Source organism: Pseudomonas sp. PA15(2017), assembly GCF_001945395.1.
In the GTDB taxonomy this organism is placed as follows: Bacteria; Pseudomonadota; Gammaproteobacteria; order Pseudomonadales; family Pseudomonadaceae; genus Aquipseudomonas.
The window spans coordinates 1-24,862 of the sequence record NZ_MSXV01000059.1; the positions used below are offsets into that span (position 1 = coordinate 1).

Consider the following 24,862-nt stretch of genomic DNA (forward strand, 5'->3'; position numbering starts at 1 on the left):
CTGCTCACCTGAAAGGTTGGTCGCGACCTTTCGAATCGTACAAAAGCAAACGCCCCGAACAATGTCGGGGCGTCTGATGGGATCACTACCTGCATCAGCGAGTTTTCACACGCTCTGCTAAGGCGCTTTTTTACGTTGCTTCCGGGTGTTCAGTGGGCCCTGGAAGCGATATATGGCGCAGCGGACGGGACTCGAACCCGCGACCCCCGGCGTGACAGGCCGGTATTCTAACCGACTGAACTACCGCTGCGCATACCTCGATTGGTGGGTGATGACGGGATCGAACCGCCGACCCTCTGCTTGTAAGGCAGATGCTCTCCCGGCTGAGCTAATCACCCTTCACTCTCGAAGTGGGGCGCATTCTAGAGAGCACCCTGCCCCTTGGCAACCCCCTTTTGCGAAAAAAATTTATTGGCGATCCAAAGGCTTAGCAATCACTGCCATTTGGCGGGGCAAATCACACGACAACCCGATACGGGGTTGGCCTAATCCACCAGCGGAAGGAATAATGCGCACTCGCGCGGGTCTGATCATCGCGCGGCGAGATTCCCTATCCGCCGCCAGACTGCCCATGCGCTGCCTGAGGCAGCTGCCATGCGCCCGAATTGAAGATTTCCTGCGCGCCGCGGCGCGCACCCGTTAACTGGAGACAACCCGCTCATGTGGTTTCGCAACCTGTTGGTCTACCGCCTTACCCAGGACGTCGACTTCGCTACCGAAAAACTGGAGGCCGCACTGGCCGCCAAGCCGGCGCGCCCCTGCGCCAGCCAGGAACTGGCTACCTATGGGTTCGTCGCCCCTTTCGGCAAAGGCGAGGATGCACCGCTGGTGCATGAAAGCCAGGGCTTCCTGCTGATCTCCGCTCGCAAGGAAGAGCGCATTCTGCCCGGCAGCGTGGTCAAGGACGCCGTGAAGGAGAAGGTCGACGAGATCGAAAACGAGCAGATGCGCAAGGTCTACAAGAAAGAGCGCGAGCAGATCAAGGACGAGATCGTCCAGGCCTTCCTGCCCCGCGCGTTCATTCGCAAGTCCGCGACCTTCGCCGCCATCGCCCCGGCCCAGGGCCTGATCATCGTCAACGCCTCGAGCCCCAAGCGCGCCGAAGACCTGCTCTCCACCCTGCGCGAAGCCATCGGCTCGCTGCCGGTGCGCCCGCTGACCGTGAAGATCGCCCCGAGCGCGACCATGACCGACTGGGTCAAGGCCCAGCAGGCCGCGGCCGACTTCCACGTGCTGGACGAATGCGAACTGCGCGACACTCACGAAGACGGCGGCATTGTGCGCTGCAAGCGTCAGGATCTGACCGGCGAAGAAGTGCAGCTGCACATGAGCTCCGGCAAGCAGGTGACCCAGTTGTCCCTGGCCTGGCAGGACAAGCTGTCCTTCGTGCTCGATGACAAGCTGGTGGTCAAACGCCTGAAGTTCGAAGACCTGCTGCAGGAGCAGGCCGAACAGGATGGTGGCGACGACGACCTGAGCCAGCAGGACGCCAGCTTCACGCTGATGATGCTGACCCTGATCGAGTTCCTGCCGGCATTGTTCGAAGCCCTGGGTGGCGAAGACACCCCGCAAGGCCTCTAAAGGCTGCTGCGCGTCGGCCCTGCGGCGTTAAAAATAGGCTCGAAAAGCTCATGTACAAAAGTACACTCCGCTTTCTCACCTATTTTCGCCTTGCAGGGCTCTAGCTCGCGAGCCTTTCAATTGCAGCAGCGCTCTTACAACAGCCCAATACCCCGCCCCATCCGACCGCCACCGCTGTCTATCCAACAATAACTGGCTGCACAGCGCTCCGCCTTTGGAGCCTGCTACGGCTTTATAGGGAATTTCTGCCATGTCTGCCTTGGTCGCCCTCAGCCGCTTCGTCGGCAACACCTTCGCCATCTGGGTTCTGCTGTTCGCCGTGCTGGCGTTTCTGCTTCCGAGTGCCTTCCTGCCGCTCACCGCGTTCATCGTGCCGCTGCTCGGGCTGATCATGTTCGGCATGGGCCTGACGCTGAAGGCCGAGGATTTCCGTGAAGTGGTGCGTCGCCCAGGGCGCGTGCTGGTCGGCGTACTGGCGCAATTCATGATCATGCCGGGCCTGGCCTGGCTGCTCTGCAAGCTGTTCGCGCTGCCGCCGGAAATCGCCGTCGGCGTGATTCTGGTCGGCTGCTGTCCAGGCGGCACGGCCTCCAACGTGATCACCTGGTTTGCGCGGGGCGATCTGGCACTGTCGGTATCGATCACCTCGGTGACGACGTTGATGGCGCCGGTGGTGACGCCGGCACTGATCTGGCTGCTGGCCTCCGAATGGTTGCCGGTGTCCTTCTCGGCCATGTTCCTGTCGATTCTGCAGGTGGTGCTGCTGCCCATCGTTCTCGGCCTGATCGTGCAGCGCGTGCTGGGCGCCAGGGTCAGCGTGATCGTCGATGTCCTGCCACTGACTTCGGTGCTGGCCATCGTCGCCATCGTTGCCGCGGTGGTGGCGGCCAGCCAGGCGAAGATCGCCGAGTCGGGCTTGCTGATCATGGCGGTGGTGATGCTGCACAACACGTTGGGGCTGGGTCTCGGCTATCTGGCCGGGGTGCTGACCGGCATGCCCCTGGCACAGCGCAAGACGTTGTCCATCGAGGTCGGCATGCAGAACTCCGGGCTCGGCGCCGCCCTCGCCAGCGCCCACTTCTCGCCGTTGGCGGCGGTGCCCAGCGCGCTGTTCAGCGTGTGGCACAACCTCTCCGGCGCGCTGCTGGCCACCTTCCTGCGCCGCATGAAGGACGACAAACCGATCGATTGAGCGGCTTGCCCCAACCGGCCAATCGTGCACAATATTGCAGCACGCCGGGGACGACCCCGGCTCAGGTGCATGATTATCGGGGACGACCCCATTCGACTGGAGTCGCCCTATGTCCTGGATCATCCTGTTCTTCGCCGGCCTGTTCGAGGTCGGCTGGGCCGTCGGCCTGAAGTACACCGACGGCTTCACCCGCCCCCTGCCGACCGTGCTCACCATCGCCGCTATGGTGGTCAGCCTGGGCCTGCTCGGCCTGGCCATGAAGGAGCTGCCCCTGGGCACCGCCTACGCGATCTGGACGGGCGTGGGCGCCGTCGGCACGGTGATCGCCGGGATCATCCTGTTCGGTGAATCCATGGCATTGATCCGCCTGGCCAGCGTGGCGCTGATCATCTGCGGGCTGATCGGCCTGAAGATGAGCCACGGCTGATACGCAGAAGCCCGCCAATTGGCGGGCTTCTTCATTCAGCGATTACCCCCGCGCAACGCCTTCACCTCGGCCTGCAGCACTTGCCGCGTCGCCGCCGTTGCCTCGATGGGCGCGCCCGCTACCAGGTCGATCCGCGACCAGAAGCGGCGGAACAGGCCCTTGCGCGGGTCACGGCTGAAGAAGCTGCCCCACAGCCCGCCCAGCGCCATGGGAATCACCGGCACCGGGTTGTCCTGCAGGATGCGCTCCACGCCCGCCTTGAACTCGTCGATCTCGCCGTCGGCGGTCAGCTTGCCCTCCGGGAAGATGCACACCAGCTCGCCATCGCGCAGGTACTCGCCGATGCGCTTGAACGCCGCATCGAACACCAGCAGATCCTCGCTGCGCCCGGCGATCGGCACCGTACCGGCGGTGCGGAAGATGAAGTTGAGCACCGGCAGGTTGTAGATCTTGTAGTACATGACGAAGCGCACCGGGCGACGCACCGCACCACCGACCAGCAGCGCATCGACGAACGACACGTGGTTGCACACCAGCACCGCCGGCCCCTCTTCCGGAATCGAGTCGAGGCCCTTGTGCGACACCCGGTACATGGAGTGGCCGAGCATCCATATCAGGAAGCGCATGGTGAATTCGGGGACGATCTTGAAGATGTAACTGTTGACCGCCACGTTCATCAGCGAAATGACCAGGAACAGCTGGGGGATCGACAGCCCGGCGACGCTCAGAAACAGGATCGACACCACTGCCGAGACGACCATGAACGCCGCATTGAGAATGTTGTTGGCGGCGATCACCCGGGCCCGCTCGTTCTCGGCGGTGCGTGACTGGATCAACGCATACAGCGGCACGATGTAGAAGCCGCCGAACACGCCAATGCCGAGGATCGAGGCCATTACCCACCAGGCGTGGCCGAAGCCCAGCAGCGCCAGCCAGTCGTAGGGCTGCGCCGCCTCGGGAATGCCACCCGAGGCCGCCCAGAGCAGGATGCCGAACACCGTCAGGCCGATGGAACCGAACGGCACCAGACCTATTTCCACCTTGCGCCCGCTCATGCGCTCGCAAAGCATCGAGCCCAGCGCGATGCCCACCGAAAACACGGTGAGAATCAGGGTGACCACGCTCTCGTCACCGTGCAGCCACTCCTTGGAATAGGCCGGGATCTGCGTCAGATACACCGCGCCGAGAAACCAGAACCACGAGTTGCCGACCAGCGAGCGCGACACCGCTTTCGGCTGCGTCAGGCCCATGCGCAGGGTCAGCCAGGTTTGCCGGAAGATGTTCCAGTCCAACGCCAGATCCGGCAGCGCGGCACCGGCCCGCGGAATGCCGCGGGCCGACAGGTAGCCGAGCATCGCCACCAGCACCACCGAGACGGCGACGATCACGCTGTAGTGGGCACTGGTGAGCATGATGCCGGCGCCGATGGTGCCCGCCAGGATCGCCAGGAAGGTGCCCATTTCCACCAGCGCGTTGCCGCCTACCAACTCCTCGGGTTTCAGCGCCTGAGGCAGGATCGAATACTTCACCGGGCCGAACAGCGCCGATTGAATGCCCATGGTGAACAGCACCGCGAGCATCAGCGTCAGGTTGCCGAGCAGCACGCCGAGGGCGCCGACCAACATGATGAAGATCTCGAAGAACTTCAGCCGGCGGATCAGCAGATCCTTGGCGAACTTCTCGCCGAACTGGCCGCCAAGGGCGGAAAACAGGAAGAACGGCAGGATGAACAGCATGGCTGCGACGTTGACCAGCAGGTCGCGATCGGCCTCCAGGCTGAGCTTGAAGAGAATCGCCAGGATCAACGACTGCTTGAAGATATTGTCGTTGAACGCGCCGAGCAGCTGCGTGACGAAGAACGGCAGGAAGCGCCGGCTCTTCAGCAGAGCGAATTGCGAGTGCTGACTCATCGATACCTTTCCCTTTGCGGATTCGATGAGTATTGGACTGCAACGGCTCGGGCAAAGCCACAGCCGCAAGCATTTTTGTCGACGCGTCGCGTCTTTTCAGTTGAACAGCGGGTTGCCACGCAGGCGCGCCACGGCCAGGTCGACGAAGGCACGCACCTTGGCCGGCGCCTGACGGCCCTCGGGGTACAGTACGTGAATCGGCAGCGGCGGCTCCTCGAAACCCTCGAGCACGACCTGCAATGCACCCTCCTGCAGCACCTGGCCGACCTGATAATGCAGCACCCGGGTCAGCCCCCAGCCGGCTCTGGCCGTGGCGATAGCCGACTCGTTGGTGTTGCATTGCAGCACCGGGTCGACCAGCACTCGCTGGCCCTCGGCGAAGCGCCATTCCGGCGAAGCCCAGGCGCTTTGCGACACGGCGATGCGATGGTGTTTCAAGTCGGCGGGCGTGGCCGGTACGCCGTATTTCTCCAGGTAACACGGCGCCGCGCAGATCACCCGACGTACCGCGCCGACCTGGATAGCGGTAAAGCCCGAATCCGCCAGGTGACCGATACGAACCGCCACGTCGATGCCCTCGTCGAGGATATTCACCGGCCGGTCGACGAAAAAGGTGCGCGCGTGCATGCCCGGGTAGGCATCCAGGTAATCGAGCACCAGGGGCAGCACGTGCAGGTGGCCGAACATCGACGCCGCGGTCACCGCCAGGGTGCCGGACGGTTCGGCGTAATGCCCGGCTGCGGCCAGTTCCGCCTCGGCGATATCGGCGAGAATGCGCCGACAATCCTGCAGGTAGCGGCTGCCGGCATCGGTGGTCTTCACCGAACGGGTGGTGCGCACCAGCAGCCGTGCGCCGATCAGGTCCTCGAGGCCGGCGACGATGCGCGTCACCGCCGGCGCGCTCATGTGCATCTGCCGCGCGGTACTGGCGAAGCTGCCCGTCTCCGCGACCTTCACGAATACCCGCATCGCCTGCCAACGATCCATCCACCCGCTCCTCTGCTTTAAGCGTTGGCTGCGCTGGTGGCGCAGCCCAGCGAGTATGCCGTATCCGCGCGTCCTGAGCGGCAATGCGATTCAGGCTGCATGGTCGAGCGCCCACGCAGGAACGCGGGCGCCATCACCCTACCGGCCATCCACGATCTCGCAGGAGAGGCTTCAGCCTCGAGCTCTGGTGCGCCCAGCCAGACGAAATCGAGGCTAAACCCAGCCTCCCCCACGAAGTTGCGCAGAACTGCCACAGAGTCGCCCGCTACGCCGCTCAGAGCGCCAGTTCGAGGCGCTCGTCACCGGCGCCTTGAGGCTGCGCCGGCACTGCGCAGCAGATCAGCACTTCATCGTCGCCGTACGGCGCGCGGGGTTCTTTCAGGTAGCTCACCGCGCCTTTCACCAGGCGCGTCTTGCAGGTGCCGCAAGAGCCTTCGCGGCAACTGAACTCCGGTTCCAGGCCTCTAGCCTCGGCCAGTTCCAGCAAGGTGCCGGAGCCCGGTGTCCAGCGCCCCTCCTTCAGCGACTCGGTAAACAGCACCGGCACCGCCTCGGTGGCCGGCGGAGCCGTCACGGCGGCGGCCGCCGGCTGATCAGGGCGACGCACCAGGGACGCCGGCCCGAAGCCTTCGGCATGGATGCGCCCATCGGCGATGTTGTAGCCGCGCAGGCCGTCGTACAGCCCCTGGGTGAAGGCCGGCGGCCCGCACAGGTAGAAGGCGTAATCATCGAAGGCCAGATAACGGGTCAGCAGCGCCATGTCGATGCGCCCGGCGGTGTCGTAATCGACACCCGGCTCGGCGCCGCTGGTGTCGCTCAGCACCCGCACCAGCCTGACCGCGCCCTGGGCGGCGGCCACCAGGTCGCCGAGTTCGCGGTCGAAGGCGCGCTCGGCTTTCGAGCGCGCGGCGTAGAACAATGTGACCGGCCTGATCCGCTGCCGGCGCCAGCCTTCGTAGACCACATGGCGCAGCATCGCCAGCATCGGCGTGATGCCGATGCCACCGGCCAGCAGCACCAGCGGGCGCTCCTCCTGCGCATCGAGGGTGAATGCCCCGGCCGGCGCGCGGGCGTCGATCAGGTCGCCCTCGCGCAACCCGTCATGGATGAATTGCGACACCCGTCCCTCGCGCTTGACGCTGATCCGGTAGGTGCCATCGGACGGCGCCACCGACAGGGTGTAGGTACGAATCAGCGGCTTCTCGCCCGCGGCCACTCGCAGCCGAATCGGCAGGTGCTGGCCGGCCAGGTGCGGCAATATCCCGGCACCGTCGATCGGCTCCAGATGCAGGGAACGGATCGACCGGCTTTCCTGAACGATGCGCACAATCCTCATTGGCCGCCACTGCGTAGCGTACTGGGACGCGCGCAGCTGATCGGCGGCCTGCTGCCAGTTGCCGGTGAGCAGCGAGCTGTCCGCCCAGCCGTCGTCGCGCAGGGCCCAGCGCACGGCCATGGCAGCCGGGCGCCGCACGATACGCCGGGGACGAAAGGTCCACAGCCGCTCGGCGCCCTGAAAGGCGCCGATTTCCGGGGAGTCGAAGATGACCTCGGCGTCGCCGCTCAGTTGCAGTACGTCGCCCGTGGCGAAATCCACGAACAGCAGACCGGCCTTGCCGTTGAGCACGATATTGCCGAGGGTGGAAAAGAACAGGTTGCCGTTGAAGTCCGGGATGGTCAGGGTGCCGTCGGCATCGATGCGCACGAAGCCGGTGTTGCCGCCACGGTGCGAGACGTCCACCTGGCGCTGCCCGTCGACATCGGCATAGGTCGCCACGAAAAAGGTGTCGGCGCCTTCGATCACTGCCCGCGCCGCGGCATCCAGCGCCGGCAACTGCTCGACGGTAGCGGCGAACGGCGCCGCCGGATCACGGGCGAAGGTGAAATCGCGCTGCTGGATATAGCGTGGGCAGTTGCCGAAACTCTGCTCGACCGCCACCTGCAGGCCTTTGCCACCCGCCACCACCACGCCGTTCATGCGGTTACGCCGTCGGCTGTGCAGTTCGATGCCCAGAAGGCCCAGCGCAGCGCCCTCGCCCATGCCTTGGGCGACAGGGTCGTCGGCCTGGGGCCGGGCGGCAATGTCCAGCGTGGTGGGCGTCGGCGAGGCCATGAAACCGGCCTGGCCCTCGAGCACGCCGGCCCAGGCATCGCCCTGCCCATCCACGCTGCCCAGCACGATGAACGGCAGCTGGGCGTAGAAATCCCGGTGCTGGTCGGGCATGAAGTCGCGCACCACGCGTTTGCCGACCGCTTCCATCCGATCGGCGACGCCGAGCTTCTTCTGGATGAAGGTCTCGCCCGAATGCCAGGGCGCTGGCGCGTTCGAGTGGTCGGCCATGTACGGATCTCCTCGGTGGCTACAACGTCGATGTGGCTGCTCAGAACCTGTTCACGATCTAGCGAGCTAGAGCCATACAAGGCCTAGGCGGCCCCACAAAAACAGGCGAGGAAGCGGACTGGGCTCGCACACGAGTTTACGTGCTGTAAATGAGCATTCTGACTGGGCTGGCAATCCAGCCTGTTTTTAACGCCGTGGGGCCGACGCGCAGCAGATCGTGAACAGCTTCTTAGGCGTTGGCGGTCAGCCCGGCAGCTGTCTGGGGAATGGCCACGAAGCCGGGCAGCGCCTCGATGCGCGCCAGGAAGGCCCGGACCTGCTCGTAGGCCGACAGGTCGACATTGCCCTCCGGCGCCCGGGCCAGGTAGCTGTATAGCGCCACATCGGCGATGGTCGGATGGTCGGCGGCCAGCCACTGGCGACCGCTCAGGTGGCGCTCCAGGCGGGCAAGCAGCACATGGGCACGGGCGATCACTTCTTCGGCATTGAAGTCGGCACCGAACACCGTGATCAGCCGCGCTGCGCACGGGCCGTAAGCCAGTTCGCCGGCGGCCACGGACAGCCAGCGCTGCACCGCAGCCGCACCAGCCGGGTCTTCCGGCAGCCAGTCGGTGCGCCCGGTCTTCTTGGCCAGGTAAACGAGAATGGCGCTGGAGTCGGCGACCACCACGCCGTCGTCTTCCAGCACCGGCACCTGACCGAAAGGGTTGAGCGCGAGAAATTCAGGCTGCTTGTTGGCTCCGCCAGCCAGGTCGACCTCGATCAGCTCGGGCTTCAGGCCCAGCAGCGAGGCGAACAGAACGGCGCGATGGGCATGGCCTGACAGCGTGACGTGATGGATTTTCATGGGTCGGCTCCTGGTTGACGGTGGGCCGGGAAAAGTCCCGAGCCGTGCAACCAGCTTGCGACCGCAGCGCGTTTTGAGGAATAGGCGTTGTCGGCATTACTTTATTGCGATAAGTGGAACAATCCGATTCCCGCGTCAGATGGGCAATTGCTCCAGCGCCCAGCGCAGCCCGAAGAAGATCAGCAACCCGCCGCCGATGGTCGCCAGCAGATGGCGCGTGATCACGGCGATGACGATGGTCGCCAGACCCGCCAGCAGATAGGCATTGTCCCAGCTCAACGCCCAGTTGCGACCGTCAGGCAGGAGCATGGCCGGCACCACGATGGCGGTCAGCACCGCGGTCGGCACGTAATGCAGGGCCTGACGCACCGCCTGGGGAAAACGCAGGTCGGGAAAGGCGAACAGGCTGTAGCGCGTGGCGAAGGTGATCGCCAGCATGCCGAAGATCAGAATCCAGTTTTCCATCAGCAAAGCTCCTCCTGCAGGGGCGCCTGGACGCGTTCGAGCAACACGCCGATCACGATGCCGGCGAAGGCGGCGGCCATCAGCCCGAGTTTGTAGGGCAGGTCGTGAAAGATCAGCGCGACCACCGCCGCCACCAGGGCGGCAGCCACCTGCGGGCGATTGCGCAGCATCGGTACGACGATGCCGACGAAGGTGGCGATCATCGCGAAATCCAGCCCCCAGGCGGCGAGGTTCGGCACCGCCTGGCCGAACAGCAGGCCAATCAGCGTGCAGCCGATCCAGTTGCCGTACATGGCCAGACCGGCGCCAAGAAAGTACCAATGCTTGTTTGGTGAATCGTCGCGCTGGGCGTAGCGCTGCTGCACCACGGCAAAGGCCTCGTCGGTCAGCCAGAACGCCAGCGGCATGCGCCAGCGCTTGGGCAGGTGGCGCACGAAGGGCTGCAGGGTGGCGCTGTACAGCGCATGGCGCAGGTTGACCACCAGGGTGGTCAGCCACAGCACCGCCAGGGTGGCGCCGCCGGTGAGCAGGCTGACGGCGATGAACTGCGCCGAGCCGGCGAACACCAGCACCGACATGCCGATGGTCTGCCAGGCATCGAGCCCGGCGGCGCCGGCCAGGCTGCCATAGATGATGCCGAACGGCATGGCGCCGAGCAGCATCGGCAGCATATCGCGCAGGCCCTGGAAGAATTCTTGGTATCGGGACATCGGCTCGTCGCTGGACTGGAAAGATCGCCCGCTGGCGACCAGAAGCGCATCAGGCTAGCTCAGCCGGTTTGCGCTGTCTTGAACGATCTTGCGCAGTTCGCACATTAGGTAGCCCGGGTTGAGCGCAGCGATACCGGGGGCTGAGTTACGACCCTTACCCTGGCAGTACCTTTGGGAGCGGGCGGTGACGCCTATTTCGCGCGCATGGCGCGCTCCCACAGGTGCGATTCGCAGGAAAAGCGGCGGTATCGCTCAACCACAGGCTACGGGCTGCGATGGCAAGCCTTGCGGTATTCACCGGGCCCCACGCCATACACCTGCTTGAACTGTCGCGTCAGGTGGCTTTGGTCGGCGAAGCCCAGTTGCAGCGCCACACTCAGCGGCGCACAGCCATCACGCAGCAGCGCCCGCGCCTGCTCCAGCCGGCGTTGCTGCAGCCAGGCATGGGGCGGCAGCCCGGTAGCGCGGCGAAACACCCGGGCGAAATGGAACGGCGAGAGGTTCACCGCGGCCGCCAGTTCCTCCAGCGATGGCGGCTCGCCCAGGCGCGCGGCCAGCAGCTCCTTGGCCAGGCTCACCGCCCGCGGTTCCAGACCGGCGACGGCTGCCTGCCTGACCCCGGCATGACGCTGGAACAGCATCAGCAACGTCTCGCGCCATGCCGTCTGCTGCTGCAGCACGCTGGCGGCGCTGTCGAGCAGGCGGTGCAACTGGCCGAAGGCCCGATGCAGTTCGACGTCCTGCAGCACGCTGGCGGCGAACGACGGCAGGCCGCGGTGCGCCAGGCCCAGCTCGTCGAGCACGCCATTGACCTGGGCCGGCGCCGGGTAGAAGGCGCGGTACAACCAACCCTGCTCATGGGCCGACGAGCCGGTGTGCACTTCATCCGGGTTGATCAGCACCATGCTGCCGACCGGCGCCAGGTGATCGGCACCGCGATGACGAAAGCGCTGGGCGCCGTGCTCGATCACGGTGAACACGAAACCTTCATGCACGTGCGGGGTGAAGCGTTGCTTGATGTAGCGCGCCTGCAGCAGCTCCACGCCGGCCAGCGCGGGGCTTTCCCAGAAGCGGATGCGCTCGCCGGAGGGCATGGCTCACACGCCGAAGCGTGCCTCCAGCCCGGCCTTGACCACCGGCCATTCCTGGTCGGTGATGCTGTACAGCACGGTGTCGTCGAGGCGCCCGTCGGCCAGGCGGCGATGATTGCGCAGCAGGCCCTCGCGAACCGCGCCGAGCTTTTCGATGGCGCGCTGGGAGCGCTGGTTGCTGGCGGCGGTTTTCAGTTGCACGCGAACCATCTGCCAGCTCTCGAAGGCGTGGCGCAGCATCAGGTACTTGATCATGCTGTTCAGGCCCGTGCCGTGCTGGGCGGCGTCCAGCCAGGTCCAGCCGATTTCCACGGCAGGCAGGGTCGGCATGAAGTCGGCGAAACGGGTGGTGCCGACCACCTGATCACCCAGGCGGATCACGAAGGGCAAGGCGCGCTCCTCGCGCTGATCGTGCAGGGCCTGGCGATACCAGTCCAGGCGCTGCGTGCCGCTCATGTAGAGCAGCTCATCGCGATTGGCTTCGGCCAGGCTGACCAGCGCCGGAATATCGCCATCGAGCAACGGTTCGATGCGCAGGGCACCGCGCTGCAGGGTGATCAATTGCGGCTTGAACATCGGTTTTCTCCAGGTACAACGCTTGCCAGGCGTGTCAGTTTCTCACCGAATAAACGGCCTGTCTGCCAAAAACGGCAGCGCCCAGCGTGCCGCAAGTGCACGGCGGTGCCCCTGCGACCTTGGTCGCGCCTGACGCTGCGCCGCTTTGCTGCGACACTACGCAGGCGTGCCAAAGTACGCTCGCACCATTGCCCTTCTGTTTCGTGGAGTCTGCATGTCGCTGTCCAGTTGGCTTATCGCTGCAGTCGCCCTGCTCTACATGGCCGTGCTGTTCGCCATCGCCTTCTACGGTGACCGCCGCCGCAAGCCACTGCCGCCGAAAGTCCGCGCCTGGGTCTATTCGCTGTCGCTGGCGGTGTACTGCACCAGCTGGACGTTCTTCGGCGCCGTCGGCCAGGCGGCCGAGCAACTGTGGTCGTTCCTGCCCATCTACCTGGGGCCGATGCTGCTTCTGCTGTTCGCCCCCTGGGTGATCGAGAAGATGGTGCTGATCAGCAAGCAGGAAAACATCACTTCGATCGCCGACTTCATCGCCGCGCGCTACGGCAAGTCACAGTCCCTGGCCATCGTCGTCGCGCTGATCTGCCTGGTCGGCGTGCTGCCCTACATCGCCCTGCAGCTCAAGGGCATCGTGCTCGGCGTGAACCTGCTGATCGGCTCGGAAACCGACGCCGACGGCACCCGCGCCCAGGACACCGCGCTGATCGTCTCGGTGATCCTGGCGCTGTTCACCATTCTGTTCGGCACTCGCAACCTGGACGTCACCGAGCACCACCGCGGCATGGTACTGGCCATCGCCTTCGAGTCGCTGGTCAAGCTGCTGGCCTTCATCGCCGTAGGCGCCTTCGTCACCTACGGGCTGTTCAATGGTTTCGGCGACCTGTTCAGCCAGGCGCAGCGCAGCCGCGAGCTGGAGGCGTACTGGGCCGAGGCGGTGAACTGGCCGGCGATGCTGGTGCAAACCGGCATGGCGATGATCGCCATCGTCTGCCTGCCGCGGCAGTTCCACGTCACCGTGGTGGAAAACACCGACCCCCGTGACCTGCGCCTGGCGCGCTGGGTGTTCCCGCTGTACCTGCTGCTGGCCGCACTGTTCGTGATTCCCATCGCCCTGGCCGGGCAGATGCTGCTGCCGGGCGGAGTGAGCCCGGACTCCTTCGTGATCAGCCTGCCGCTCGCCGAAGCCCATCCGGCGCTGGCGCTGCTGGCCTTCATCGGTGGCGCGTCGGCGGCCACCGGCATGGTGATCGTCGCGTCGGTGGCGCTGTCGACGATGATCTCCAACGACATGCTGCTGCCCTGGCTGCTGCACCGCAAAAGCACCGAGCGGCCGTTCGAGGCCTTCCGCCACTGGATGCTCACGGCACGAAGGGTCAGCATCGTGCTGATCCTGCTGCTGGCCTACGTGTGCTATCGCCTGCTCGGCACCAATGCCAGCCTGGCGACCATCGGGCAGATCTCCTTTGCCGCCATCGGCCAACTGGCGCCGGCGATGTTCGGCGCCCTGGTGTGGAAGCAGGCCAACCGCCGCGGCGTGTTCGCCGGGTTGATCACCGGCGCGGCGCTGTGGATCTACACCCTGGTGCTGCCGGTATTGGCCCGCGGCCTGGGTTGGCCGCTGGATATCTTCCCCGGCCTGCGCACCCTGCTCTATGCGCCGATCGGCTTCGAGGTCGACGCGCTGACCCGCGGCGTGGTGCTGTCGCTGGCCGGCAACCTGACGCTGTTCGCCTGGGTGTCGTTCTTCTCGCGTACCCGGGTGTCCGAGCACTGGCAGGCCGGGCGCTTCGTCAACCACGACTTCGGCAACAAACAGGGCGGTCGCGGCGCCCTGGCGGTGCAGGTCAACGACCTGCTGCTGCTCGCCGGCCGTTTCGTCGGCGAAGAGCGCGCGCAGGAAAGCTTCAGCCACTTCGCCCGTCGCCAGGGCAAGGCCTTCAATTCGGCGCAGCCGGCCAACAGCGAATGGATCGCCCACACCGAGCGCCTGCTCGCCGGCGTGCTCGGCGCCTCGTCGACCCGTGCGGTGGTCAAGGCGGCCATCGAAGGCCGCGACATGCAGGTCGAGGACGTGGTGCGCATCGTCGACGAAGCCAGCGAAGTGCTGCAGTTCAACCGCGCCCTGTTGCAGGGCGCCATCGAGAACATCAGCCAGGGCATCAGCGTGGTCGACCAGTCCCTGCGCCTGGTGGCCTGGAATCAGCGCTACCTGGAAATCTTCGAGTACCCGGACGGGCTGATCTGCGTCGGCCGGCCGATCGCCGAGATCATCCGTTTCAACGCCGAGCGCGGCATGCTCGGCAGCGCCGACGTCGAGGAAAGCGTCGCCAAGCGCCTGTACTGGATGCGCCAGGGCACCGCCCACAGCTACGAGCGGGTGTTTCCCAATGGCCGGGTGATCGAGCTGATCGGCAACCCGATGCCCGGCGGCGGTTTCGTCATGAGCTTCACCGACATCACCGAATTCCGTGAAGCCGAGCGCGCCCTCAAGGCCGCCAACGAAGGCCTCGAACAGCGCGTCGCCGAGCGCACACATGAACTGTCGCAACTGAACAAGGCGCTGACCGCCGCCACTGGCGTGGCCGAAGCGGCCAACGCCTCGAAGACCCGCTTTCTCGCCGCGGTCAGCCATGACCTGATGCAACCGCTGAACGCCGCCCGGCTGTTCTCCGCCGCCCTCTCCCACCAGGAAGAGGCGCTGCCCCACGAGGCCCAGGAGCTGGTGCGCCACCTGGACAGCTCGCTGCGCTCGGCCGAGGACCTGATCAGCGACCTGCTGGACATCTCGCGCCTGGAGAACGGCCGCATCACCCCGGACCGCAATGCCTTCGCCCTCAACAGCCTGTTCGACACCCTGGGCGCCGAATTCCGCGTGCTGGCCGCCGAGCATGGCGTGGATTTCCATATGCAGGGCAGCAAACTGCGGGTGGACAGCGACAGCAAGCTGCTGCGCCGCGTGCTGCAGAACTTCCTCACCAACGCCTTCCGCTATGCCAAGGGCCGTGTGCTGCTCGGCGTGCGCCGCCAGGGTGCGAATCTGCGCCTGGAGGTATGGGATCGTGGCCCGGGCATTCCTGAGGACAAACGGCAGACCATCTTCGAGGAATTCAAACGCCTGGACAGCCACCAGACCCGCGCCGAAAAAGGCCTGGGCCTGGGCCTGGCGATCGCCGACGGGCTGTGCCGCGTGCTCGGCCACAGCCTGCAGGTGCGTTCCTGGCCCGGCAAGGGCAGCGTGTTCAGCGTCACCGTGCCGATCGCTCGCCACCAGGCGCCAGCGGCCCAGCGGGTGCGGCCGGAAAGCAGCGGTCAACTGCTCACCGGCACCCAGGTGCTGTGTATCGACAACGAGGAAAGTATCCTTACCGGCATGCACAGCCTGCTTTCGCGCTGGGGCTGCCAGGTCTGGTCGGCGCGCACCCGTGCCGAATGCGAGCAACTGCTTGACGAGGACGTGCGTCCGCACCTGGCCCTGGTCGACTACCACCTGGACGAAGGCGACACCGGCACCGAATTGATGGCCTGGCTGCGTACCCGCCTGGGCGAACCGGTGCCCGGCGTGGTGATCAGCGCCGACGGCCGCCCCGAACTGATCGCCCAGGTGCACGCCGCGGGCCTGGACTTTCTGCCCAAGCCGGTGAAACCGGCGGCGCTACGGGCGTTGATCAGCCGGCATTTGCCGAGACAGTAGCGTGACCAGCCTATGGCGCGCTTTTGTAGGAGCGCGCCATGCGCGCGAAAATTCGCGGCCATGAACTGGGCGTCCCCGCTTGGTTGCACAATGCTCTTGGGACGCAGGATGGGTCGGGCCGCGTAGGTGCAACCCATCTGCAAGACTGCAGCAAGGTAGAAGCAAACATCATCGCTTCACCTGTGGAAACGGGCCGTGCCCGTGATTTTTCGCGGGCATGGCCCGCTCCCACAGATGATCACCAGTCGATCCTGCGGGAGCGGGCGGCTGCTATCACATAGCTGCTATCGCCTCGCGTTTGACGTACGGCTGAGCCGGTCGTGAACGGATTGCACCCATCCAAGACGCGCGCTGCTGTTGCAGTGCGCCGCATTTCTTGCGAAAACGCAGGCCCCGACAACCGACCGGAAAAGCGAAATGAGCGACGAACTACGTATCGAAGATATCCACCAGGGCGATGGCAAGACGGTGGTCAAGGGCGCGCTGATCACCACCCAGTACCGCGGCTGGCTGGAGGACGGCACCGAGTTCGACTCGTCCTATGCGCGCGGCAAGCCGTTCCAGTGCGTGATCGGCACCGGGCGGGTGATCAAGGGCTGGGACCAGGGCCTGATGGGCATGCAGGTCGGCGGCAAGCGCCGGCTGTTCGTGCCAGCGCACCTGGCTTATGGCGAACGCTCGATGGGCGCGATCACGCCGAATTCCAACCTGAGTTTCGAAATCGAGCTGCTGGAAGTGCTGACGCGGGACGACTGAAGCGCCCCGCGTCTTGCGATTTATTGCCTGGGTTGCGGCTCGACCCGGTCGAAGCGCAGGCCCTCGCTGCCCTTGATGTTCCAGGCTTCGCCCTGGGTGCCGACGAAGCTGACGTCGGTGAAGCTCGAGTCGCGCAGGCCGTCGATCTGCGCACCCGCCCCGCCCTTGAAGCGCACCTGTTCGAAGGCGACGTTCTCGTGGAAGGCGTCGTGGGCGCTGTCGCCCTTGACCTGGATCGCCGCGCCGGCGGTATCCTCCACCGTCACGTTGCTCACGCGGATATCGCGGAACTGGCCCGCCACGGTCGAGCGCTCGTAGTCGAGGATGGCGTTGGGGTCGTGGTAATCCAGGGTCATGATCACCCCCTGCTTGACCGGCTTGCGGATCGCCGAGTCGCGGAAGGTGACGTTGCGCGCGCCGCCGCCCATGAAGTTGGTGCTCTTCATGCGCAGGCCGGTGTCGGTGCCGTCGGACACGTTGTCTTCGGCGAGGATGTTCTGAATCCAGCCACCGGTGTGGCTACCAGCGACCACCATGCCGTGGCCGCGGCGGAAGAAGTTGTTGAAGATCCAGGCATCCTCCTGGGGCGGCTGCTTGCTGGCGTCGGCGCCAGTGCCGGACGCGAAGTTGACGCAATCGTCGCCCGTGTCGAAGAAGTTGTTGAAGACCATCGCCCCCTTGCTGTTGGCGAACTCGATGCCGTCGCCGTTGTTGGCGTCGTAGGTCTTGTGCAGGGTACCCGCCATCACCACGTTCTCGGTTTCCAGATTCATGATCCCGTGGTAGGCCGGGTTGAGCACGGTGAAGCCACCGTAGAACAGGTTCCTGACGTTGCGCAGGGTCATCAATGACGAGCGCATCTGCCCGTAGGCGTCCTTGACGATGATGCCACGCGCCACCGCCTTCTCGACCTGGTCCTTGGCCAGGATGCCGTCCTCCCTGTAGCGGGTATTGTCACTGGCGCGGTAGAACGGCAGCGGCTTGCCGAGCTCGTCCTGGCTGTCGTCGTTGCGCTTCCAGCCGTTGCCGTCGATGGTGCCCTTGCCGACGATGCGGATGTTCTCGAACGACTGGTGCTGGCGCGGATCGCGCGGCAGCGCGTTGATCAACGAGGCCGGGCGCACCATGGTCGAATACGGGTACTGGATGTAGCCCTGCAGCGGATAATCCTCGCTGCGCTCGGAGCCCAGCAGCGTGGCGCCCTCGGCGATCTCCAGGGTCATGTTGCTTTTCAGGTACAGCGCACCGGTCTTGAACACCCCGGCCGGAATCAGCACCTTGCAGTTCAGCGAGCAGGCATCGATGGTCTTCTGGATGGCCGCGGTATTGAGCGTCTTGCCATCGCCCTTGGCGCCCTGGGCCTCGATGTTGAACACCTCGGCAACCGCCGTGGTGCGCTGCACCAGCACCGGGCTGTCGGCCGACTCGCGGCCCTGGGCATCCACCGAGCGCACGGTGAAGCGGTATTCGGTTTCCGGCTTCAGGCCATCGACGGTGAAGTTATGGATGGCGATGCGATGGTGGAAGTTGTCCGTATCGGTCGCATAGAACTGATCGATATACGGCTTGGCCGGCGAATGCTGGTCGTTGTTGGCGTTGGCGCCACCCAGCGTTCTGCCATCCATGTACACGTGATAGTCGACGATGCCCGCGGCATCTTGCGGCTTCTCCCTGACCAGAATGATCTGGCGATCGTCATAGGCCAGGGTCGGCACCTGGATATTCCGCGGCGCCTCCAGCGCCAGGGCGGCACCGCTGGCCAACAAAGCCAGCGGTATGACAACGCACTTTGACCGATGAGATTTATTCGGAGAAACAGGCGTAAAAAGTCGCTTGATGAGCGGCATGGTTATTATCCTTGTTATGGCCAATCCATTGAAAAAGCTGAAGATACCGAGGCATACGGAAGACGGTAAGCAGCGCGATCGTCACACCCTCAAGAAGTATGACAACCGACAAGATAGACTAGATTTGGCTTGCGTCCAGCGCTCGCGTCGCGGCACCGCTCGCATGCAGAAGGGGGAGGAATCAGTCGTCCAGCGGCTCATCCAGCGGCAGCCCGGCTGCACGCTCGAGCAGCTCGGGGGGCAGGCTCTTGCTGGCCCGGGCGCCGAGCAACTTGAGGTTTTCAGCGCGGCTGATGAGGTTGCCGCGGCCGTCGACCAACTTGTTGCGCGCACCGGAGTAGGCCTTGTCGAGCTGTTGCAGGCGCATGCCGACTTCGTCCAGATCCTGGATGAAAGCCACGAACTTGTCGTACAGCGCCCCTGCCCGCTCGGCGATTTCCCGGGCGTTCTGGCTCTGCCGTTCCTGGCGCCACAGGCTGTCGATCACCCGCAGGGTAGCGAGCAGCGTGGTCGGGCTGACGATCACGATGTGTTGGTCGAAGGCTTCCTGGAACAGCCCCGGATCAGCCTGCAAAGCCGCTGCGAATGCGGCCTCGATCGGCACGAAAAGCAGCACGAAATCCAGGCTGTGCAGCCCGTCGAGGTGCTGGTAATCCTTGAGCGACAAGCCCTTGAGGTGGCTGCGCAGCGATAGCACGTGCTGTTTCAGCGCCACCTGCCGCACCGCGTCCTCGCTGGCCGACACGTACTGCTGATACGCGGTGAGGCTGACCTTGGCATCGACCACCACCTGCTTGTCGCCCGGCAGCTGGATCAGCACGTCCGGCTGGAAACGCTCGCCTTCGGCACTCTTCAGGCTGACCTGGGTGTGGTACTCGCGGCCCTTCTGCAGGCCGGCATGTTCGAGTACGCGTTCGAGCACCAGCTCACCCCAGTTGCCCTGGGTTTTTTGACCCTTGAGCGCCTGGGTGAGGTTCATCGCCTCCTCGCTCAGGCGCTGATTGAGCCCCTGCAGACGCTCCAGCTCCTTGCCCAGAGAAAAGCGCTCGCGGGCCTCCTGCTGGTAGCTCTCCTCGACGCGCTTCTCGAAGGCCTGGATGCGTTCCTTGAGCGGGTCGAGCAGTTGCCCCAGGCGCTGCTGGCTGGTTTCCGAGAAGCGCTGCTCGCGCTCATCGAAGATCTTGCCGGCCAACTCGGCGAACTGCGCACGCAAGGCATCACGGGCGCCTTGCAGATCCTCCAGGCGCTGCTGATGGTTTTCCTGCTGCTCGTGCAGCTCGGCCGTCAGCCCGGCCCGCTCGCTGTCCAGGCGACGCAGCTCGGCTTCCTGGCGCTCGCGCAGAGCCTGCGCGCCCTCGAGCTGCTCGCGGGCCAGTTGCAGGTCGTTCTGCAGCAAGTGGGTTTCACGGCGCAGAGCGGCCAGTTCGGCCTGCTGGTCAGCCTTGATTTCGAGGATCTCGGCAAGCTCGTCACGGCAGTTGTCCAACTGCGCGCTGAGGCCGGCCTGGGCCAGTTGCGCTGCATTCATGCGCTCCTGAGCCAACCCCGATTGCAGACGCATGTCCTCGGCCTGTCGCAGGGCGGCAGCAATGCGCAGCCACAAGGGAACGGCAGCCAGCAGCGCGCCGACCAGAAAAGCCGGCAACAAGGTCAGGAGATCGAAAGGCATAAAGGCATCCAGGCAAGACTGCCGGGCAGTATAACCGCGCGGGCGGCCTGGCAGCGGTTACAGGCGCTGCAGCAAATCCCGCGCCTCGTCATGCCCTTGCAGCGCCGCCAGCTCCAGCCAATGCCGGGCCTGCTCCGGCTCGAGGGTGCGTGGCTGGCAATACAGACGCCCCAGCTCCAGCTGGGCATGGCTGTCGCCAGCTCGCGCGGCCTGGCGTAGCAGCTCCAGGCCGATACGCCGGTCGCGGGTATTGCCACATTCGCGACAGAGCATCTGGCCCAGCCGACTTTGCGCCTGCACCACACCACGGCGCGCAGCCTGCTTGAGCAGACGGCCGGCGATGCGTTTCACACTGGGCGCATGGCCAAGGTGCGGACTGTCCAGCAGCCAGGCGGCTACCCGGACGGGAACCTGGGTACGGACGGGAAGCGTATGGAGTTCACTGCGGGGTAAAACGCGGGGCATAAGGCTGAAGCGGGACTCTGGAACAGGCGCGCCACTCTACTCTTTTTTATTCAAAGGTAAAGCCCCGGCCCGCCCCAGAGCGGCTGCAGATGACAATCCACAGAAGCTGTGGATAACTTTGTGGGTATGGTGGGCGAAATATCCCCTAACACTGATGGGATGGGCCTCCCGCTCAAACTGCTCATTTTTTCACCACATCAAAAAAGTCTATATTTTTCATAAACTTATATTTACGCCTACGCTATTGCTCGGCTTTTTACAAGTGGCAATATGCAGCTTGACAAGCTGCCTCGCGATTGTGCACAAGTCTGCCGGAAGGGCCTCTGAAATGCCCTTTTGCAGGGCAAGATCAGCCTTGACATCGCGGCACGCCACGGCGGACGCGGTATGCAGGCCATGCACGGTGTTGCTCCTGTCACGCGCACGCCATAAAAGTATGAAGCACCAATCAGGCGCGTCCGGTTTGGCAGGCCGTATCGGTTCGGGTTAACGTCGCCAACTCATCCGCGCTTGGATCCATGCCCATGCTCAGCCGCCGCATCTGGCTGCGACTGTCCGTCACACTCGCCCTGCTGCTAGTGCTGGTGGCCGCCGTTCATCTGGGCGGTCGCTACCTGCTGCAACGCAGTGGCATCGAAACCCTCGACTGGCACGGCATCGCGCTTTCGGACGGGGGCCTGCGCATCGACAGCCTGGTGCTGCGCCAGCACAGCAGCGCCGGCACGCTCGAATTGCACGGCAATGATCTGCACCTGGCCTGGCGTGACTTCAGCTTCAGCCTGCCGGTGTGGCGGCACGTCACGATTGACCGCCTGTCGCTGGATTGGCGACCGGTCGAAGAAGATGCCCCAAACGCCGCGCCACCGCCCGACCTCGACCTGCAACGCCTGGCCGCACCGCTGGCCCTGCTGCCACGCAGTCTGTCGATCGCTCACCTCGAGGCCGCCCTGCCCTGCGCTCGCGGGCAATGCATTGCCAGTGGCAGCCTGGATTTGCAGCACGGTGACGATAAACGTATCGCTCTGAGCGTGAACCTCGCTCAGCAGGAGCAGGTAGTGAGCGTCGCGCTCGACCTCGAACCAGGCATTGACGCCCTCGACTTGCAGGTGACCCTGGCGGTGGATCGACAGCCCCAGGCGACCCTGACCAGCCACCTGCTGGAGCGCGGCGACGGCCTGATCTGGACCGGCCAGCTCGACGCCACCGCGCTTACCCAGGCCGTCACGCTGCAGAACCTGCTGAGCGCCTGGGCACTGCCCGCCGGCAAGCAATGGCCAGCGGCACCGGGCCAGGCCAGCCTCGCCGGCACCTGGCAACTCGACCTGCCCCGCCGCCAGCCGGATGTGAACAACCTGCTGGCCGCGACCGGCCAATTCGATCTGCACGGCAACCTGCCGCAGCCTTGGCCGCTGCCCGGCGTCGGCCTGCTACAGGGGCAACTGGCCCTGGCGGCTCATAGTGAGGGTTCGCAGTGGATCGCCAGGCGCATCGAGGCCGATCTGCAGTTCAGCGAGCCCAATCCCGACTGGCTGGCGGCGCTGCCGCCGGAGCTGCGCAGCGAATCCCTGCACCTGCAGGTACAGGCGGATACGCCACTGGCCGACTTACGCCCGGAACTGGACGAGCGCAGCCTGCCCTTGAAATTGACCGCTGCGCTACGCGGCGCCACTCGCCTGGACTTGCAGGGCCGCCTGGCCGTCGCCAGCTCGGCGCCCTGGGCGGTGCAGTTCGCCGGTACGCGCCTGACCACCCGCACCGCCAGGGCGACCCAGGCCGGCTGGCAAGCCACCGAGTTGAGCAGCGCGCTGAACCTGGCGGGCTACGCCGACGACGGCGTAATCGAACTGAACCTTGGCCAGGGTTCGCAGCTACAGGCTGCCAGCCTGAAAGGTGCCGTGCTGAGCGCACAGAAACTACAGGCCGGGGTGGGCGGCAGCACGTTGAAGCTGGCGCTGCAGGACGGCGCCCTGCAAGGCTGGCAATTCAAGGGGCCACTGAACCTGAGCACCACGCGCCTGCAACAGGCCAACCTCAAGACGCAGGGCTGGCACTTGCAAGGCCAGCTGGCCGCTGCCGATGGGGCCGGCACCCTGCGGGGCAAACTGAGCAACGACAGCGAACTGCAACTCGACCTCATTGCCGGTCTAGACGTGAAACAGAACCTGCAACTCGAGGCCACCCTTGGCGAGTTGTTCCTGCGCTCCGGCAATCCGCTGGCCAAGACCCTGATGCAATGGCCCGAACTGCTCGACCTCAAGAGCGGTCGCCTGAATGCCGATGCGAGCCTGACGCTGGCCGCCGGCAGCAGCGCGCCTGGCCTTGACCTGAACCTGACCGGCAAGGGCCTCGGCGGCATCTACGATCGCTCCGAACTGAGCGGCCTGGACGCGCGCGCGCAGTTCAAGCTGGCACGCCAGCGTTTCGAGCTGTACGTCCCCGAACTGAAGCTGCAGCAGGCCAACCACGGCCTACCCATCGGCCCCGCCGAAGCGCGAGTGCGTTACAGCGCGCCGCTGGCGACTGCCGGCCAGGGCCAGTTGGAGGTGAACCTGGCCCGCACCGCGCTGATGGGTGGCCAGGTCACCTTGACACCCGGGCAATGGAATCTGGGCGCAGTCAATCAATCGTTTCCCATCCGCGTCCGCGGCCTCGAACTCCAGCAGCTGTTCGCCCACTATCCCGCCGAGGGCCTGGGCGGCAGCGGCACCCTGGACGGTGACCTGCCAGTGCGCCTGGGCCCGAACGGTATCGAGATAGACAACGGCCACGTCGCCGCCCGCCAGCCCGGCGGCTACCTGAAGTTCAGCTCCGAGAAGATCAAGGCCCTGGGTCGCAGCAACCCGGCGATGCAGCTGGTGACGCAGTCCCTGGAGGACTTCAGGTTCACCACCCTGAACAGCTCGGTCAGCTATGATCAGCACGGCATTCTGACCCTCGGCATGCGCCTGGAAGGTCAGAACCCGACCATCGAGAAAGGCCGCCCGATTCATTTCAACATCAACCTGGAGGAAGACATCCCCACCCTGCTCGCCAGCCTGCAGCTGACCGACCGGGTCAACGACATCATCACACGGCGCGTGCAGCAGCGAATGCTGCAGCGCAACACCACCCCCAAGGAGCCCTGACGAGGAGAAGCGCCATGCGCTTGCGTAGTTGCATCACCGCCCTGCTGCTGGGGCTACTGACCACAGCCTGTACCCCGACGGTACAGCTGGCGATGCCCAACGAGCCGATCAACATCAACCTGAATGTGAAGATCGAGCACGAGATCTATATCAAGGTGGATAAGGCGCTGGACAGCATGTTCAGTGAATCCAGCGGACTGTTCTGAGGAGCCACGCATGAACCTGATCAAACCCTTCGCCGGCCTGTTGCTGCTGTTCAGCCTGAGCCTGCCGGCCCATGCCATCAGCCTCAACGAGGCGATGTCCGCCCTGGGTGACGCCAAGGCCAGTGGCCAGTTGGGCGAACAGCCCAATGGCTACCTCGGCGTGGTCAAATCCGGCGGCCAGGCCGACGAGATCGCCAAGCTGATCAACGCCGCGCGCCGCGCCGAATACCAGAAGCTCGCCCAGCAGAACGGCATCCAGCTCAGCGACGTGGAAACCATCGCCGGCCAGAAGGCCATCGACAAGACCCCTGCCGGCCAGTACATCCAGCAGCAGGGGCAGTGGCGCCGCAAGTAACATCAACCAGTGCCTGTGCTTATGCACAGGCAATTTTGCCAAGTCTCGTCACATACTGCTAAACGCCTAACGGCCGCTCGGCGACACCGCCAATCCCAACTGCTGTAGCCCTATCGCCATGGCCAAGCCCTTTTCAGCAAGGCACTATATTCCTACGGATCTACTCGGCGGCTGTTTCACTCGATTTGTGAATAATCAGAAGACAGACGCGGATCAGGGCAAGCACCGCGTACATTCCCGCCAGTCATAACCGGCTGACCAGGAAAAAACATCAGCTTCTCTGCTTCAAAGGCATAGGCAATCGCTTGCAGGCTGATGGGTTTGAGTTTCCTGAATCCGCTCTCGTACTGTTCGATTGCCAAAGCAGAAACCCCAGACTGAATCGCTAGCCGATCAATACTCCAATCGAGTCGATAGCGCGCTGCAGCACAAAGCTTACGATCCATGTGAAATAACTGAATATTGAAGTAAGGGCTCATTGATCAAACTCCAGGAGTAGGAGGGTCCATAATACTGTACAAAAAAACAGTATTCTATATTTTTTGAATTCTGAATCGCTTCTCCCGTTGCAGTAAGGTGTATGAATTGCTCTAATTTGCGACTAATTCTTATCTGCATTGA

At 64.6% G+C, this 24,862-nt stretch carries 20 protein-coding genes and 2 tRNA genes; 8 read left to right on the forward strand and 14 right to left on the reverse strand.

Annotation, left to right across the window (positions count from 1 at the left end; all coding sequences use genetic code 11):
- Positions 1-173: 173 nt before the first annotated feature.
- Both BVH03_RS24155 and BVH03_RS24160 read right to left on the reverse strand, forming a co-directional pair.
- Positions 174-250: transfer RNA gene (locus BVH03_RS24155), tRNA-Asp, on the reverse strand.
- Positions 251-262: 12 nt separating this feature from the next.
- Positions 263-338 (reverse strand) — tRNA-Val (locus tag BVH03_RS24160).
- Positions 339-660: 322 nt separating this feature from the next.
- Between BVH03_RS24160 and rdgC the strand changes: the two genes are divergently transcribed.
- The 3 genes from rdgC to sugE all read left to right on the forward strand — a co-directional run bounded on the left by rdgC (position 661) and on the right by sugE (position 3,200).
- Entirely contained in the window at positions 661-1,581 is a 921-nt protein-coding gene (gene rdgC / locus BVH03_RS24165) for a recombination-associated protein RdgC (RefSeq protein WP_075963575.1), read from the forward strand.
- A gap of 250 nt (positions 1,582-1,831) precedes the next feature.
- On the forward strand, positions 1,832-2,773 hold the full coding sequence (locus tag BVH03_RS24170) for a bile acid:sodium symporter family protein (RefSeq protein WP_075963576.1): 942 nt from the start codon (positions 1,832-1,834) through the stop codon (positions 2,771-2,773).
- A 109-nt stretch (positions 2,774-2,882) separates the two neighbouring features.
- Complete coding sequence (sugE, locus tag BVH03_RS24175) at positions 2,883-3,200, forward strand: quaternary ammonium compound efflux SMR transporter SugE (RefSeq protein ID WP_075963577.1); 318 nt, start codon at positions 2,883-2,885, stop codon at positions 3,198-3,200.
- A gap of 35 nt (positions 3,201-3,235) precedes the next feature.
- Here sugE and BVH03_RS24180 read toward each other — a convergent pair whose 3' ends face one another.
- The 8 genes from BVH03_RS24180 to BVH03_RS24215 all read right to left on the reverse strand — a co-directional run bounded on the left by BVH03_RS24180 (position 3,236) and on the right by BVH03_RS24215 (position 12,127).
- Complete coding sequence (locus BVH03_RS24180; protein WP_075963578.1) at positions 3,236-5,110, reverse strand: MFS transporter; 1,875 nt, start codon at positions 5,108-5,110, stop codon at positions 3,236-3,238.
- A gap of 96 nt (positions 5,111-5,206) precedes the next feature.
- On the reverse strand, positions 5,207-6,097 hold the full coding sequence (locus BVH03_RS24185; RefSeq protein WP_075963579.1) for a LysR family transcriptional regulator: 891 nt from the start codon (positions 6,095-6,097) through the stop codon (positions 5,207-5,209).
- Between the two features lie 274 nt (positions 6,098-6,371).
- A complete protein-coding gene (locus BVH03_RS24190) occupies positions 6,372-8,438 on the reverse strand; it encodes a pyridoxamine 5'-phosphate oxidase family protein (RefSeq protein ID WP_075963580.1) in 2,067 nt (688 codons plus the stop codon).
- 229 nt (positions 8,439-8,667) lie between these two features.
- Positions 8,668-9,285, reverse strand: a complete 618-nt coding sequence (locus BVH03_RS24195) for a glutathione S-transferase family protein (protein WP_075963581.1) — start codon at positions 9,283-9,285, stop codon at positions 8,668-8,670.
- A 135-nt stretch (positions 9,286-9,420) separates the two neighbouring features.
- A complete protein-coding gene (locus tag BVH03_RS24200) occupies positions 9,421-9,750 on the reverse strand; it encodes an AzlD domain-containing protein (protein ID WP_075963582.1) in 330 nt (109 codons plus the stop codon).
- The gene (locus BVH03_RS24205) at positions 9,750-10,460 is read right to left on the reverse strand and encodes an AzlC family ABC transporter permease (RefSeq protein ID WP_027910212.1); all 711 of its coding nucleotides are present in this window, start codon (positions 10,458-10,460) and stop codon (positions 9,750-9,752) included. The genes BVH03_RS24200 and BVH03_RS24205 overlap by 1 nt, the downstream gene beginning before the upstream one ends.
- Positions 10,461-10,723: 263 nt before the next feature.
- Complete coding sequence (locus BVH03_RS24210; RefSeq protein ID WP_075963583.1) at positions 10,724-11,554, reverse strand: AraC family transcriptional regulator; 831 nt, start codon at positions 11,552-11,554, stop codon at positions 10,724-10,726.
- 3 nt (positions 11,555-11,557) lie between these two features.
- Entirely contained in the window at positions 11,558-12,127 is a 570-nt protein-coding gene (locus BVH03_RS24215; protein ID WP_027906108.1) for a GNAT family N-acetyltransferase, read from the reverse strand.
- A 214-nt stretch (positions 12,128-12,341) separates the two neighbouring features.
- On the opposite strand from BVH03_RS24215, the gene BVH03_RS24220 reads away from it, so the two are divergent.
- The gene (locus BVH03_RS24220; protein WP_075963584.1) at positions 12,342-15,818 is read left to right on the forward strand and encodes a hybrid sensor histidine kinase/response regulator; all 3,477 of its coding nucleotides are present in this window, start codon (positions 12,342-12,344) and stop codon (positions 15,816-15,818) included.
- Between the two features lie 417 nt (positions 15,819-16,235).
- Positions 16,236-16,574 (forward strand): FKBP-type peptidyl-prolyl cis-trans isomerase, encoded by a 339-nt coding sequence (locus BVH03_RS24225; RefSeq protein ID WP_075963585.1) that lies wholly within the window; start codon positions 16,236-16,238, stop codon positions 16,572-16,574.
- Between the two features lie 20 nt (positions 16,575-16,594).
- On the opposite strand, the gene BVH03_RS24230 is transcribed toward BVH03_RS24225, so the two are convergent.
- The 3 genes from BVH03_RS24230 to BVH03_RS24240 all read right to left on the reverse strand — a co-directional run bounded on the left by BVH03_RS24230 (position 16,595) and on the right by BVH03_RS24240 (position 20,555).
- Positions 16,595-18,421: a glycosyl hydrolase family 28 protein gene (locus BVH03_RS24230; RefSeq protein WP_256574808.1), complete on the reverse strand. Its 1,827-nt coding sequence runs from the start codon at positions 18,419-18,421 to the stop codon at positions 16,595-16,597.
- A gap of 181 nt (positions 18,422-18,602) precedes the next feature.
- Positions 18,603-20,090 carry a DNA recombination protein RmuC gene (gene rmuC, locus BVH03_RS24235; RefSeq protein WP_075963586.1) on the reverse strand — a complete coding sequence of 496 codons (1,488 nt, stop codon included), beginning with the start codon at positions 20,088-20,090 and terminating at the stop codon, positions 18,603-18,605.
- A 57-nt stretch (positions 20,091-20,147) separates the two neighbouring features.
- Positions 20,148-20,555 (reverse strand): tetratricopeptide repeat protein, encoded by a 408-nt coding sequence (locus BVH03_RS24240; protein WP_075963587.1) that lies wholly within the window; start codon positions 20,553-20,555, stop codon positions 20,148-20,150.
- A 524-nt stretch (positions 20,556-21,079) separates the two neighbouring features.
- On the opposite strand from BVH03_RS24240, the gene BVH03_RS24245 reads away from it, so the two are divergent.
- From BVH03_RS24245 to BVH03_RS24255, 3 genes are read left to right on the forward strand one after another with little or no spacing between them, the layout of a single operon-like run.
- On the forward strand, positions 21,080-23,680 hold the full coding sequence (locus tag BVH03_RS24245) for a YdbH domain-containing protein (RefSeq protein ID WP_075963588.1): 2,601 nt from the start codon (positions 21,080-21,082) through the stop codon (positions 23,678-23,680).
- 14 nt (positions 23,681-23,694) lie between these two features.
- Positions 23,695-23,886 (forward strand): YnbE family lipoprotein, encoded by a 192-nt coding sequence (locus BVH03_RS24250; RefSeq protein WP_013792254.1) that lies wholly within the window; start codon positions 23,695-23,697, stop codon positions 23,884-23,886.
- A gap of 10 nt (positions 23,887-23,896) precedes the next feature.
- Positions 23,897-24,241 (forward strand): YdbL family protein, encoded by a 345-nt coding sequence (locus BVH03_RS24255; protein WP_073264172.1) that lies wholly within the window; start codon positions 23,897-23,899, stop codon positions 24,239-24,241.
- 176 nt (positions 24,242-24,417) lie between these two features.
- On the opposite strand, the gene BVH03_RS24260 is transcribed toward BVH03_RS24255, so the two are convergent.
- On the reverse strand, positions 24,418-24,720 hold the full coding sequence (locus BVH03_RS24260; RefSeq protein WP_075963589.1) for a helix-turn-helix domain-containing protein: 303 nt from the start codon (positions 24,718-24,720) through the stop codon (positions 24,418-24,420).
- Positions 24,721-24,862: the final 142 nt, after the last annotated feature.

What these genes read in the sequence shown, in the direction of transcription:
- rdgC (WP_075963575.1), top strand. Translation starts at nt 661, where the DNA reads ATGTGGTTTCGCAACCTGTTGGTCTACCGCCTTACCCAGGACGTCGAC.
- BVH03_RS24170 (WP_075963576.1), top strand. Translation starts at nt 1,832, where the DNA reads ATGTCTGCCTTGGTCGCCCTCAGCCGCTTCGTCGGCAACACCTTCGCC.
- sugE (WP_075963577.1), top strand. Translation starts at nt 2,883, where the DNA reads ATGTCCTGGATCATCCTGTTCTTCGCCGGCCTGTTCGAGGTCGGCTGG.
- BVH03_RS24180 (WP_075963578.1), bottom strand. Translation starts at nt 5,110, where the DNA reads ATGAGTCAGCACTCGCAATTCGCTCTGCTGAAGAGCCGGCGCTTCCTG.
- BVH03_RS24185 (WP_075963579.1), bottom strand. Translation starts at nt 6,097, where the DNA reads ATGGATCGTTGGCAGGCGATGCGGGTATTCGTGAAGGTCGCGGAGACG.
- BVH03_RS24190 (WP_075963580.1), bottom strand. Translation starts at nt 8,438, where the DNA reads ATGGCCGACCACTCGAACGCGCCAGCGCCCTGGCATTCGGGCGAGACC.
- BVH03_RS24195 (WP_075963581.1), bottom strand. Translation starts at nt 9,285, where the DNA reads ATGAAAATCCATCACGTCACGCTGTCAGGCCATGCCCATCGCGCCGTT.
- BVH03_RS24200 (WP_075963582.1), bottom strand. Translation starts at nt 9,750, where the DNA reads ATGGAAAACTGGATTCTGATCTTCGGCATGCTGGCGATCACCTTCGCC.
- BVH03_RS24205 (WP_027910212.1), bottom strand. Translation starts at nt 10,460, where the DNA reads ATGTCCCGATACCAAGAATTCTTCCAGGGCCTGCGCGATATGCTGCCG.
- BVH03_RS24210 (WP_075963583.1), bottom strand. Translation starts at nt 11,554, where the DNA reads ATGCCCTCCGGCGAGCGCATCCGCTTCTGGGAAAGCCCCGCGCTGGCC.
- BVH03_RS24215 (WP_027906108.1), bottom strand. Translation starts at nt 12,127, where the DNA reads ATGTTCAAGCCGCAATTGATCACCCTGCAGCGCGGTGCCCTGCGCATC.
- BVH03_RS24220 (WP_075963584.1), top strand. Translation starts at nt 12,342, where the DNA reads ATGTCGCTGTCCAGTTGGCTTATCGCTGCAGTCGCCCTGCTCTACATG.
- BVH03_RS24225 (WP_075963585.1), top strand. Translation starts at nt 16,236, where the DNA reads ATGAGCGACGAACTACGTATCGAAGATATCCACCAGGGCGATGGCAAG.
- BVH03_RS24230 (WP_256574808.1), bottom strand. Translation starts at nt 18,421, where the DNA reads ATGCCGCTCATCAAGCGACTTTTTACGCCTGTTTCTCCGAATAAATCT.
- rmuC (WP_075963586.1), bottom strand. Translation starts at nt 20,090, where the DNA reads ATGCCTTTCGATCTCCTGACCTTGTTGCCGGCTTTTCTGGTCGGCGCG.
- BVH03_RS24240 (WP_075963587.1), bottom strand. Translation starts at nt 20,555, where the DNA reads ATGCCCCGCGTTTTACCCCGCAGTGAACTCCATACGCTTCCCGTCCGT.
- BVH03_RS24245 (WP_075963588.1), top strand. Translation starts at nt 21,080, where the DNA reads ATGCTCAGCCGCCGCATCTGGCTGCGACTGTCCGTCACACTCGCCCTG.
- BVH03_RS24250 (WP_013792254.1), top strand. Translation starts at nt 23,695, where the DNA reads ATGCGCTTGCGTAGTTGCATCACCGCCCTGCTGCTGGGGCTACTGACC.
- BVH03_RS24255 (WP_073264172.1), top strand. Translation starts at nt 23,897, where the DNA reads ATGAACCTGATCAAACCCTTCGCCGGCCTGTTGCTGCTGTTCAGCCTG.
- BVH03_RS24260 (WP_075963589.1), bottom strand. Translation starts at nt 24,720, where the DNA reads ATGAGCCCTTACTTCAATATTCAGTTATTTCACATGGATCGTAAGCTT.